This is a genomic window from Sporosarcina sp. P19, from assembly GCF_002743165.1.
Taxonomy (GTDB): domain Bacteria; phylum Bacillota; class Bacilli; order Bacillales_A; family Planococcaceae; genus Sporosarcina; species Sporosarcina ureae.
In genome coordinates this window covers 1-12,001 of record NZ_PDYR01000026.1, presented here as the reverse complement: position 1 = coordinate 12,001, position 12,001 = coordinate 1, and the positions used below count along the sequence as shown (strand labels likewise).

Annotated in this window: 12 protein-coding genes; 4 read left to right on the top strand and 8 right to left on the bottom strand. The window is 44.5% G+C overall.

Features of this window, described 5'->3' with window-relative positions:
- Positions 1-351 precede the first annotated feature (351 nt).
- Positions 352-1,107, bottom strand: a complete 756-nt coding sequence (locus CSV74_RS16225; RefSeq protein WP_099692432.1) for an SDR family NAD(P)-dependent oxidoreductase — start codon at positions 1,105-1,107, stop codon at positions 352-354.
- Positions 1,094-2,035: an MBL fold metallo-hydrolase gene (locus CSV74_RS16220; protein ID WP_099669275.1), complete on the bottom strand. Its 942-nt coding sequence runs from the start codon at positions 2,033-2,035 to the stop codon at positions 1,094-1,096. The genes CSV74_RS16225 and CSV74_RS16220 overlap by 14 nt, the downstream gene beginning before the upstream one ends.
- A gap of 191 nt (positions 2,036-2,226) precedes the next feature.
- Here CSV74_RS16220 and CSV74_RS16215 point away from each other — a divergent pair, with 191 nt between their 5' ends.
- The 3 genes from CSV74_RS16215 to proC all read left to right on the top strand — a co-directional run bounded on the left by CSV74_RS16215 (position 2,227) and on the right by proC (position 5,600).
- Entirely contained in the window at positions 2,227-3,366 is a 1,140-nt protein-coding gene (locus tag CSV74_RS16215) for an SPFH domain-containing protein (RefSeq protein ID WP_099692431.1), read from the top strand.
- A gap of 10 nt (positions 3,367-3,376) precedes the next feature.
- Entirely contained in the window at positions 3,377-4,483 is a 1,107-nt protein-coding gene (locus tag CSV74_RS16210; protein ID WP_099692430.1) for a TFIIB-type zinc ribbon-containing protein, read from the top strand.
- Positions 4,484-4,790: 307 nt separating this feature from the next.
- On the top strand, positions 4,791-5,600 hold the full coding sequence (gene proC / locus CSV74_RS16205; RefSeq protein WP_099692429.1) for a pyrroline-5-carboxylate reductase: 810 nt from the start codon (positions 4,791-4,793) through the stop codon (positions 5,598-5,600).
- Positions 5,601-5,649: 49 nt separating this feature from the next.
- On the opposite strand, the gene rnz is transcribed toward proC, so the two are convergent.
- The 6 genes from rnz to mce all read right to left on the bottom strand — a co-directional run bounded on the left by rnz (position 5,650) and on the right by mce (position 11,515).
- Complete coding sequence (gene rnz, locus CSV74_RS16200) at positions 5,650-6,597, bottom strand: ribonuclease Z (RefSeq protein WP_029054589.1); 948 nt, start codon at positions 6,595-6,597, stop codon at positions 5,650-5,652.
- A gap of 16 nt (positions 6,598-6,613) precedes the next feature.
- Complete coding sequence (locus CSV74_RS16195; RefSeq protein WP_099692428.1) at positions 6,614-7,804, bottom strand: DNA polymerase IV; 1,191 nt, start codon at positions 7,802-7,804, stop codon at positions 6,614-6,616.
- Between the two features lie 108 nt (positions 7,805-7,912).
- Positions 7,913-8,377, bottom strand: a complete 465-nt coding sequence (locus tag CSV74_RS16190; protein ID WP_029054587.1) for a chemotaxis protein CheW — start codon at positions 8,375-8,377, stop codon at positions 7,913-7,915.
- 36 nt (positions 8,378-8,413) lie between these two features.
- Positions 8,414-9,538: a M20/M25/M40 family metallo-hydrolase gene (locus CSV74_RS16185; RefSeq protein ID WP_099692427.1), complete on the bottom strand. Its 1,125-nt coding sequence runs from the start codon at positions 9,536-9,538 to the stop codon at positions 8,414-8,416.
- 18 nt (positions 9,539-9,556) lie between these two features.
- On the bottom strand, positions 9,557-11,104 hold the full coding sequence (locus CSV74_RS16180; protein WP_029054585.1) for an acyl-CoA carboxylase subunit beta: 1,548 nt from the start codon (positions 11,102-11,104) through the stop codon (positions 9,557-9,559).
- A gap of 3 nt (positions 11,105-11,107) precedes the next feature.
- Positions 11,108-11,515 carry a methylmalonyl-CoA epimerase gene (gene mce, locus CSV74_RS16175; RefSeq protein WP_099676982.1) on the bottom strand — a complete coding sequence of 136 codons (408 nt, stop codon included), beginning with the start codon at positions 11,513-11,515 and terminating at the stop codon, positions 11,108-11,110.
- Between the two features lie 123 nt (positions 11,516-11,638).
- Between mce and prli42 the strand changes: the two genes are divergently transcribed.
- Complete coding sequence (gene prli42 / locus CSV74_RS16720; protein WP_155979530.1) at positions 11,639-11,734, top strand: stressosome-associated protein Prli42; 96 nt, start codon at positions 11,639-11,641, stop codon at positions 11,732-11,734.
- Positions 11,735-12,001: the final 267 nt, after the last annotated feature.

Below are 12,001 nucleotides of genomic sequence, written 5' to 3'. Positions count from 1 at the left end.
TTCTACTTACAGATAACGTAAAGTCATATATTTTTTAGGGGATGCATACTACAGATACATCCGAAAAATAATTTTTAGTCTTATTCAAAACTCGATAAACCTTGTCACTATCGTATTTCCAAGAGGGAGTCGCCACCTTCCACTTACGATCAACTAGTTTATTCTTCTATTTGAAATAACGTGTAAAGATCAATGCATTAATTATACGAAGAATCTATCCAAACGATGGCCATTCGCCAGCACCATGGTGAGTCCTATGACGTAACTAATTTTTACCCCCCATTTCAAAAAAAGCGCTGCCGCCACAAGTCGGATCGTTACGACTTCTAGCAACAGCGCTTTATTTTGTTGTTACTTTTTATAGAAAAACGGCTTCCCTACGGTTTCTACTACGCTAGGTGCCAATGCGTAGAGTCTGCTTGTCAGACCTGTGATTTTTGGCAAGTTTACTTCGCGTCTAGGTCGCTCGATGGTTTCCATAACAGCGCGTACGACTGTGTCTACCGTCAGTAACTGGCTGCCCATTGCTTGTTTGTAGCCGCCGGTGACGTCTGCTAGCTCGATAAATGGTGTATCGATCGGTCCTGGATGGATGACGGATACGTCGACGTCGTAGGATGCGACTTCCATTCGGACGGCGTTTGTATAGCCGATCAGTGCGTGTTTTGTTGCGGCATAGACTGCTGTTTTCGGTGTGGCTACCTTCCCTGCTTGTGAACCGATATAGACTAGATGACCGTGCTTGCGCTCGATCATGGCAGGGACTACACGCGCAGTTAGTTGCATCGGCACGAGTACATTCGTCTCGAGCATCGCGGACATGTCTTCATCGGTCGTTTCATGTGCTAGATGGAACTTCCCTACTCCAGCGGAAAATACGATGAGGTCCGGTGTGCCAATGCAAGATACCAGCCAATCGAGCTGCTTCGTATCTCGCAAATCGACGCAGTATCCTTCTACGCCAAGTACGCGTAACTCTTCTAATGCCTTTGCATTGCGTCCTGTTGCGATGACACGATACTCGTTTGACACCGCCAAGCGCTTCGCCAGTTCAAACCCAATCCCACTCGTCGCTCCCGTGATCAGCACGGTTTTAGATGCGGACATAGTGATGAACTCCTGCTGAATCGACCGTTTCTGAGATTAATTCTGCCGCCACTAGATAATCTAGCTGCCCGATTGTTTCAGACAGCGTCAATCCCAACTCTTTTTCATAGACTGCTGGGAACAATCGCTTCGTTACGTCAAAGACCGTTTTCGATTCATCTAGCATCGCGAGAACTTTCATCGCACGGTCGCGCTGCTTCGCCAAGCGTTCCGTTATGAGCTCATGTGCATTTGTAATCTCTCCACCATGGCCTCCATAGACGAGTGACACGGGTAAATCCAATAACCGTTCCAGTGATGCATTGTATTGAAGCAGTGACTTCGGACGTCCTTGTTCTTTCTTAAAAGGCGGCTCGATCAATGGATTGGATGACACTTTCTCGAGCAATAAATCACCACCGATTAGAATGCCTTCTTGTTCATTGAACAATGATAAATGACTTTGTGCGTGACCTAGAGACTCTTGGATTTTCCAGCCTGGATGTCCCGGCAAGTCGTCACCTTCATTCATCATGCGATCGACGGGACGCCCCCCCATTAAATCGACTGATCGACGAAAACGTTTAACCCATTTCAAATATTGCTCTGGTACGCCTTCTTCTATTAATGATTGTTCATAGAAACGGTCATGGCGATCCAAAAACTCGGTATCTCGTGTAAGCCAGTAGTTTAAATACGGATGACCGAGGATTTCCGCGCGGTCAAACATCTCGACTAATCCGCAATGATCGGGATGGTGATGCGTGACGAATACTTGCTCAATATCATTGAATGTATAGCCCATTTCTTTTAATTTCATCTGCAACACTTCTCGCGCTTCTGGCGTTTTCGTTGCCGCGTCTACCAAAGTTAGTGTGTCGCCTTTTAGTAAAAAGCAGTTCACGTCACCTACCGCAAACGGCGTAGGTGTAATAATTTTTGTGATCATCTACTGTTCCCCCTATAAAATGAATGACTGTTCAGTCTATTGTACTCTTTATTTCCATGTGCGTCACGCCTTGATTATTCATTTACCGAAAGATATTTCGCACAAAGTGAAACCATTTTGTCTATTCTTCGTATGGTATACTACAATAAATCGCATGATTTGCATAATGATGTCGAGTTGGAGGGATCACGATGGGATTTTTTAATATGTTCAAAAACCAATTTATTGAAGTAATCGAGTGGCAAGCACAGGACGCTAATACATTAGTCTATCAGTTCCCCGTGCATAATAATGAAATTAAAATGGGAGCGGAGCTGACAGTCCGGGAATCGCAAGTCGCGGTCTTCGTCAATGAAGGCGAAATCGCGGACGTATTTGGTCCAGGACGTCATATTTTGTACACGCAGAATATGCCTATTCTAACGAAGTTGAAGTCATGGAAGTACGGCTTTAACTCACCCTTTAAAGCGGAAGTATATTTTATTAATACGAAGCAGTTTATCAATCAAAAATGGGGCACGTCAAACCCAATTATGATGCGTGATCCAGACTTTGGTATGATTCGTCTTCGTGGGTATGGAATTTATTCGTATCGCGTATCAGACCCTACCGTGTTCTTGCGCGAGCTATTTGGAACGAACAGTTCGTATGATACGAATTCTATTGAAGGCCATTTAAAGAAAATGATCATTTCTGGATTATCTGATTTATTCGCAGAGTCTCAAATACCCGCGCTTGATTTGTCCATGCATTACGACGAATTAAGTGAACAAGGCAAAGAGAAGATGATTTCTCGTTTCGCAGCATTCGGTTTCGAGATCACATCACTTTATATCGAGAACCTTTCTTTACCAAAAGAAGTCGAAGAAGCGATGGATAAGCGTACATCTATGGGTGTGCTCGGCAATATGCAGCAGTATCAGCAATATCAGGCCGCGGAAGCGATGCGTGATGCGGCGCAGAATGAAGGCGGCATGGCGGGCGCAGGTGTCGGCATGGGGGCTGGTATGGGCATGGGTCAGGTCATGGCCAATGCGATGAATCAAAACCAAACGCAGCAGCCTCCAGCACAAGCCGCGACGAAATCCTGTCCGCATTGTCAGGCAACGATCAACGCCGATGCCAAGTTCTGTGGCCAGTGCGGAAAATCCGTTGAAACCGATAAAATACCATGCATCAAGTGTGAGACCATGATTCCAAAAGACGCGAAGTTCTGTAGCAGCTGCGGTACATCTCAGGTTACAGAAAAAATTTGTCCCGCTTGCTCACACGCCAATCTGCCGGGTGCAAAATTCTGCGCAGAATGTGGTGAGACGTTAGACGAAAAGTGAGGGATGGACGTTGACTTCATTTGATGAACAACACACAGTCGTAGAAGATACTGAGAACATTAAATGCCCTTCTTGTGGCGGAAATACGGAATATAATCCAGAAACCCGCGGCTTGAAATGTCCTTTCTGTAGTCATGAAATGCCAATTGAAGCAACGTTCGAACATCATGTAGAACTGGAGTTCCATGAGGCAGGAAATAATCTTCAACATGTATGGAATGAAGAGAAACGGGTTTTCTCCTGTGATAACTGCGGGGCGGAATCGGTACTGGACGCACATATCGTGGCGGATTTCTGTTCGTTTTGCGGATCTTCTCACATATCCGTCACGAATCACGATGCCGGGATCCAACCGGGGTTATTAATTCCATTTCAAGTCTCCGAGGAACAAGCACAGGCGAAGTTTAAAGACTGGATCAAAGGGCATTTCTTCGCACCGAATACATTGAAGAAAACATATCGAATGAATAAAATATCCGGTGCCTACTTGCCGTACTGGACGTATGACAGTCAGACACAGTCACAATATGTCGTGAGTGTCGGGAATTACTACTATGTCACCGAAACACGGACGGTCTATGAGGACGGTAAGGCTAGACAAGTGACAGAGCAAGTACAAAAAATCCGCTGGCATCAGGAAAGCGGAAATTATCGTGAATTCTTTGATGACATTCTAATCAAAGCGTCACACACAGTAGAAGCGAAACTATTGCAGAAAGTGCAGCCTTTCCAATTAACAGGTCTTACCGATTATAAAGTGGAATACATGTCCGGTTTTCTTGCTGAGCGCTATTCTGTTTCATTACAACAAGGATTTACGCAAGCCAAGGACATCATGACTAGAAGAATTGTCAACGGGATCGAGGGCAGCGTAGCCGGAGATATCGTACAGGTCGTTAACGTCTCGACAGATTATACGGATATTACATATAAACATATTTTATTGCCGATTTGGATTTCCTCGTTTCATTTCAAGGAAAAAATCTATCAATTCGTAGTCAATGGCCAAACGGGAAAAGTGTCTGGAAATTATCCCGTGAGTGTGATAAAGATCGTTTCGTTGGTTATCTCGATTGCGGTCATTTTATTCATCATGTACTTGTTCATCGGCAGCTAACGACAATTTGACATTTCATTGAGTACATGACATAATCATGAAAATAGTATGGAACGGGCATTGAGGAAGATCAGTAGACGGGTGACGGATAGAAGAGAGCATGGCCGAGGCTGCAAGTCATGTATCCCACTCCCCTTCGAACCTCCTTTCGAGCTGTCGTGGAAACACGACCGTACCTTCTGCGATAAAGGAGACTTGAAGTTGTGCTGTCTCAAACAGCAAATTTAGGTGGCACCGCGGAAACCAAGCGTTTTCGTCCTGAAACACAGGACGGGAGCGCTTTTTTATTTTGGGGAGGATGTAAGACATGGAAAAGATTTTATTTGTAGGCGCCGGACAAATGGCAGAAGCAATTATTGCGGGGATTGTCAATAAACGAGTTATATATGAAGACAATGTCTATGTGATGAATCGTTCAGATACCGAACGTTTAGATGAACTGGAGTCGCGTTATGGCATTACGAAAGTATGCGAAGACCGAGATTTCATTAAAAAAGTGGACTTGGTTGTACTCGCGACGAAGCCGAAAGATGTAGAGAAAGTGATGGAGGATATTGCACCTTACCTCGGGGAAGATACGACGGTTCTCTCCGTCATTGCAGGCATTTCCATCAATACATTCGAAAAAGGTCTAGGCAAACGTCCGATAGCACGCTCAATGCCGAATACGTCGGCGACAATTGGAAAATCAGCAAGCGGGATCGCATTTAATGAAGCAGTTTCAGACAGAATGCAGCAATCGATCTTAAGCTTGCTGAATGCAATTGGTATCGTCAAAGTCGTCGAAGAAGATGATTTACATGCCGTAACCGCCCTTTCTGGTAGCGGTCCTGCGTATATCTACTATTTAGTAGAAGCGATGGAAGAAGCAGCGGTAGCGCAAGGTCTAGATGCGGTGGATGCACGTGAATTGATCGTCCAAACGATTTACGGTGCTGCGTCCATGTTGAAGAAGACAGGCGAAGAGCCGAGTGTATTGCGAGAAAATGTTACGAGCCCTGGCGGTACAACAGCAGCAGGTTTGCGATCACTAGAAGACCACAACTTCAAGACCATTATTTCGGACTGCTTGATTAGTGCGGAAAACCGTTCACGTCAACTAGGTTCATCAAAATAAAAAACTAAGCATCCATTGGTCTCCTTCAAGAGTGAGCCCATCTGGATGCTTAGTTTTTTTGTAGCTTAATTAATTGTCCGTGTTTCCATTGAAAACGCGCGAAATCATCTGCAATCGAAATCGCTTCAAATACGTCGGTACCTTCTGCTAAGAAAGCTGGCATTTCACCTGGCATGAAACGTGCGCTAATATGGTTCGCAATGAGGTTTTTCGCATTAGCTTCTTTTGCGACGGTTGCCGCTTCAACAATCGTTGAATGACCGAATTCCTTCGCACCTGCTGCATATTCATTCGTAAACGTCGCTTCGTGAATCAAAATATCGGCGTCTTGTGCCAGTTCAACCGAAGCCTGACAATATGATGTATCTCCAATGATGGCAATCACAAAACCTTTTTTCTTATCTGTCGTCACGTCTTGACTGTATACCGTCTGCCCATTTTCAAGCTCCACGTCAAAACCGTCTTTCAAACGCTGCAACATAGGACCTTTTGGAACGCCTTGCTCTATTGCTTTGTCGATCAATAACGTCCCTGGCAACTCTTTTTGTTCAATACGGAAGCCGAAACTTTGAATGACATGTTGGACTTCTTTTGCATAGACTTTGAATTCATCCGTTTCAAGAATTAACCCTTCATGGACTTCATGCACGTTCAACTTGTAGGGCAAGTACGTTCCCGTCACTTTATAGGTATGTTGCAACCATTCTTTCAAACCGGCAGGACCGTACAGATCAACGGAATCATCTCCACCTAAAAATGCACGTGAGCTGAGAAAGCCGGGTAATCCAAAAATATGATCACCATGCAAATGGGTGATAAAGATTTTTGTAATCTTCTTCGGCTTGATTGCGCTGTGTAGCAATTGATGCTGTGTTGCTTCACCGCAATCGAATAACCAGTTTTCCTTATTCTCGTCTGTCAAATCTAGAACGAGCGCTGACGTATTGCGCTGTTTTGATGGCATCCCTGCGCCTGTGCCAAGAAATTCTATATCCACATTCTTTGCCTCCTTGCTATTTCTTCGTACATCCTTTTTTAATAATACCATCTCCGAAACGCTGTGTCAGACTCGACATTAACTGATCCATTTCATATTCTTTTTCCTGTTGCTCAAAATTATCGAAAGTAAGTTGCTTCACCATTTCAGATCGTTCGATGACATTGGCCGCCGTGATACCTAGCAAGCGGATTGGCTCATGGTTCCAGTGTTGCTGAAATAATTGAAGAGCTACTTTCGTAAGGTCTTCCTCAAGATAAATCGCTTGTTGAAGTGTTCTGCTTCTTGTCGTGTTTTGCCAGTCAGCATAACGAATTTGAATGCTAATTGTCATGCCCGCCAGCAGTTTCGTTTCCAGTCGTGCAGCTACCTTTTTCGCGAGCCGTTCAAAAATCGGAACACAATCTTCAAGTTCGGTTAGATCAACAGGTAACGTGGTGGAACTGCCAATACTTTTACGTTCTTCCGCACTTTCGGGGTCGACAGGCCGTGTATCCATTCCGTTTGCCCGTTGTTTAAGGCGCAAACCATTTTTGCCAAGTAGCGCTTCCAACGTGATTTTTTCAGCAGTGGCCAAATCACCCATCGTTTTAATACCTGCGCTATGCAATTTCTCTTCCGTCCGTTTGCCTATGCCGTGCATGTCAATGACTGGCAACGGCCACAGCATTTTCGGCACTTCGCGTCTCCGTAAAATGGTGATACCCATCGGTTTTTTCATATCAGACGCTGTTTTCGCAAGAAATTTATTCGGTGCAATTCCTATTGAACATGGCAGATCGAGTTCTGCTAAAATACGTAGCTGGATTTCCTGAGCTAAATCATACGCACGTGTCAATCCGCCAATATCCGTCGTATCGATATACGCTTCATCAATTGAAACAGGTTCGACCCATTCGGTATAACTCCGTAAAATATTAAATACTGAATCGGACATTTGCCGGTATAGTTCATGCCGTGGCGGAACGATCGTTAAATTCGGACAGAGTCGTTTAGCTTCTCCTACGTTCATAGTTGTGTAGACACCGAATGCCCTTGCCTCATATGAACAGGTCACGAGAATTCCTCTGCGTTCTTTCGGGTTGCCAGCGACCGCTAGGGGTATTCCTTTTAATTCAGGATTCGCAGCCTGTTCAACAGAGGCAAAGAAGCTGTTCATATCAAGATGCATAATGACCCGTGGATTAGCGATTGTCAGATCCGTCATGTAAACACCTTTCTTTCCTGGGAAATAATTATGTAATAGGAAAAAGCGGCAAACCGACTTCAGTCTGCCACTCTTTCCATTTTATCAAATGTATGTTCTTTTTGCCTACTAATTTGATTGGTGCTGCTCTTTCATATAACTGGAGATTTCATCCATACCATGGAGGGAATCCGCCATAATATTTGGATCGATGACCGTCACTACGCGGTCATCTAGATTCGCTACTGTTACGAAGTAAGGCGTCTTGGAATACGCTTTTAATGCAGTAGACGTTAACCGATCTTCTGGCAATTCGAGGATCTCTCTTGCATCTAGCACTAATAAACCGACTTCCAACTGATCCGTTTTCACAACCACTACGTGCGTATCATTATCCCGTGGGGTCGCCTGATGATACAGGATCTGACTTAAATCTAGAATAGGAACCAGTTCGCCACGCGATTTCATCAGTCCGAGTAAATACGAAGGAAGATGAGGAATCGGTGTGACGTACTCCAGTTTCTCGATGGATATTACCGATTCCACTGGAAGCGCATATTCTTCATTACCCGTCCGTACAATTACAGTTTGCATAGTTGCACCTTCTTTCAAGGCTCTTTGTTGAGACTGTTACACCGTGCGGATTGCTTGACCGACAATCTCAAGTACTAATTCCGTCAGCTTTTCCAACTCTTTCACCGGCATACGTTCGTTCTTCGTATGAATCTCTTCATAACCAACAGACAATGTCACAGTAGGGACTCCCATACCGTTGAAGACGTTGCCGTCACTTCCACCGCCACTTGTCATGATCTTCGGTTCACGTCCTACGTTGCGGATGGACTTCATCGCCACTTGCACGACTTCTTCGTCATCCCCAATTGAGAAACCAGGATACATAAGTTGTGTAGTAGTTTCAGCTTTGCCGCCTAAAGATTCAGAAGTCGTTGCGAATTTCTCAACCATTAAGTCGATTTGATTCTTCATTTTATCAGGATTGATCGAACGAACTTCCGATAAAATGAAAGCCTCTTCACAAACGATATTCGTTGCTTTTCCGCCTTCAAAACGACCGATATTCGCAGTTGTCTCTTCATCTATACGGCCAAGCTTCATGCCCGCAATAGATTTAGCAGCGAGTGAAATCGCAGAAATTCCTTTTTCAGGGGCAACGCCAGCATGCGCTGTTTTCCCGTAGATCGTCGTCCATAATTTCGACTGGTAAGGCGCAGCTGTAACAATGCCGCCTACCTCGCCGTCGCTGTCGATCGCAAAACCATATTTTGCGTGTAAGTAGTCGGGATTCATCGCTTTCGCGCCTACTAATCCACTTTCTTCACCCGCTGTAATAATGAATTGAATCGGACCATGTGGTTTGTCTGACTCTTGGATCACTTTGGCCATTTCCAGTAGAGCGGCAATGCCTGCTTTGTCGTCGGCACCTAAAATCGTCGTACCGTCACTGTAGATATAGCCGTCATCTTTGACGATTGGCTGAATAGATTTCCCTGGCACTACTGTATCCATATGACATGTGAAGAATATCGGATCCGCGTCAGCCACTGTACTCGGCAAGTTGGCAATCAAATTGCCCGCGCCGTGTCCTGTCTTTTCCGCGGTGTCATCTTCCGTTACGTCAAAGCCCAATTCTTGCAGTTTCTTCGTCAGAATATCTGCAATGTTTCGTTCGTTTTTAGTTTCAGAATCAATTTTTACTAACTCCAAAAATTCTTGGAGTAATCGTTGTGTATTCAAGATGTAAGACTCCTTTAGTTATAGAGGTATGTTGCCGTGCTTTTTCTTTGGTCGATCTTCGTGCTTATTGCGCATCATTTCAAGTCCTTGAAGCAATTTGATACGTGTTTCGCGTGGATCGATTACATCGTCGATCATGCCGTGTGAAGCTGCAACATATGGATTCGCAAACTTTTCACGGTATTCTTCGATTTTCGCAGTACGAGTTGCTTCTGGATCTTCACTATTTGCGATATCGCGTGCGAAGATAATGTTCGCCGCACCTTCAGCACCCATTACAGCTACTTCTGCGTTCGGCCAAGCGAGTACTAAGTCTGCACCGATCGATTTAGAGTTCAACGCAACATATGCGCCACCGAAAGCTTTACGCAAGATCAATGTGATTTTTGGTACAGTTGCTTCCGAATAGGCATACAGAATCTTCGCACCGTGACGAATAATTCCGCCGTGCTCTTGCTTGATTCCAGGGAAGAAGCCTGTCACGTCTTCAAATGTAATCAATGGAATATTGAATGAGTCACATGTACGGATGAAACGTGCAATTTTATCAGAAGAGTTAATATCTAGTCCGCCTGCCATCACTTTCGGCTGGTTACAGACAAATCCTACTGTTTCACCTTTCATGCGTGCATAGCCAACTACCGCGTTCTTTGCGAATTCAGGCTGGATTTCGAAGAATGAACCTTCATCCACTACTTGTTCCAACACTTTACGCACGTCATATGGACGAATTGTTTCGAATGGAACCGTATCCGCCAAATCTTCGCGATAATCATCTTGCTCATCGAATGGCTGAATCGGTGTCTTTTCTGTATTGTTCTGTGGTAGATATGTTAATAGATCACGCGTTTTTTGCAATACTTCTTCTTCACTTGCCCCACGAAGATGCGCGTTACCACTGATCGTGTTGTGAACTTTTGCTCCACCCAGATCTTCAGAAGTAATTTTCTCGCCTGTGACCGTTTCAATAACTTTTGGTCCCGTGATGAACATCTGACTCGTTTTATCCGTCATAATCACGAAGTCTGTGATCGCAGGTGAATACACCGCGCCACCTGCACAAGGCCCAAGGATAACGGAGATTTGTGGAATAACTCCAGAATAGATTGCGTTACGGTAGAAAATTTCCCCGTACCCATCAAGAGACAATACACCTTCTTGGATACGCGCGCCACCTGAATCGTTCAGACCAATAAATGGTGCACCGTTTTTCGCAGCCAAATCCATAACATTGGCAATTTTCATTGCGTGCATTTCACCTAAAGCCCCGCCAAATACCGTAAAGTCTTGGGAGAATAAATAGATAGGACGACCGTGGATTTTACCGTAACCTGTTACGACACCGTCACCAGGTCCTTCCAGCTTGTCCATACCGAAATCACGTGTACGATGAACAACGAATGGATTCAACTCTACGAAAGTACCTTCATCAAGTAAAATTTCAATACGTTCACGTGCAGTAAGTTTACCTTTTTCGTGTTGCTTCATGATTCGCTCATCGCCGCCACCCAACTCGATTTCGCGTTTCTTGTCGTAAAGTTCATTAATTTTATCGTAGATGTTCATCTATTATTCCCCCTTAGTCTTTTCGCATAATTCATAGAGCACACCATATGATGATTTGGGATGCAAGAAGGCAACTTCTGCTCCGCCAGCACCTGGTTTTGGTTCATCTGAAAGTAGTTGAACGCCCTTTTCTTCCAATTCCTTCATTCTTGAACGAATATCCGTTACACCGAAAGCGATATGGTGAACCCCTTCACCGCGTTTTTCAATAAACTTCGCAATAGGGCTTGTCTCCGTCATCGGTTCAAGCAACTCGATCTTGACATTATGCGCATCAATGAACGCCACTTTAACCCCTTGGCTAGCCACTTCTTCTATAGCGATGACTGTCAAACCGAGTGTATCTATGTAATAGTTAACTGATTCATCTATACTTTTTACAGCAATTCCTATATGATCTACTTTGTTCATAGCACATTCCCCTTTTACTACGATTCTACTATCTGAACACATAACAGCCATTCTAGTTGTGAAAATCCTTATTTCTGTTAAAATAGAAACAAACCCATTCCAACGCATAAGGAGTTTTGCTGCATGAGTAATAAAAAAATTCAAAAAACAGTTGTTTACTTAATGATCGTCGCTATGATCGCCTCTACCATGGTCATGGGTCTCAGCATGTTCTTATAATTCGTAATGACAGTTCGCATATGAAAATATGCGAACTGTTTTTTATTACCTTCTAGCTGCATGCGCCAGTCTCTCGGATCGCTTCGGCCCTGATTCAAAAGGCAAGTTCGGCCTTTTGCTTCAGGCCCTCCAGCGTCTGTCGAGACTAGACGGCGCATTCCGCTTTAGTTTCATCTAGCTGCATGCGCCAGTCTCTCGGATCGCTTCGGCCCTGATTCAAAAGGCAAGTTCGGCCTTTTGCTTCAGGCCCTCCAGCGTCTGTCGAGA

Bases quoted from the DNA above. Each gene is read 5' to 3' on its own strand.
- CSV74_RS16225 (WP_099692432.1), bottom strand. From the start codon at position 1,107: ATGTCCGCATCTAAAACCGTGCTGATCACGGGAGCGACGAGTGGGATT.
- CSV74_RS16220 (WP_099669275.1), bottom strand. From the start codon at position 2,035: ATGATCACAAAAATTATTACACCTACGCCGTTTGCGGTAGGTGACGTG.
- CSV74_RS16215 (WP_099692431.1), top strand. From the start codon at position 2,227: ATGGGATTTTTTAATATGTTCAAAAACCAATTTATTGAAGTAATCGAG.
- proC (WP_099692429.1), top strand. From the start codon at position 4,791: ATGGAAAAGATTTTATTTGTAGGCGCCGGACAAATGGCAGAAGCAATT.
- CSV74_RS16195 (WP_099692428.1), bottom strand. From the start codon at position 7,804: ATGACGGATCTGACAATCGCTAATCCACGGGTCATTATGCATCTTGAT.
- CSV74_RS16190 (WP_029054587.1), bottom strand. From the start codon at position 8,377: ATGCAAACTGTAATTGTACGGACGGGTAATGAAGAATATGCGCTTCCA.
- CSV74_RS16180 (WP_029054585.1), bottom strand. From the start codon at position 11,104: ATGAACATCTACGATAAAATTAATGAACTTTACGACAAGAAACGCGAA.
- mce (WP_099676982.1), bottom strand. From the start codon at position 11,515: ATGAACAAAGTAGATCATATAGGAATTGCTGTAAAAAGTATAGATGAA.
- prli42 (WP_155979530.1), top strand. From the start codon at position 11,639: ATGAGTAATAAAAAAATTCAAAAAACAGTTGTTTACTTAATGATCGTC.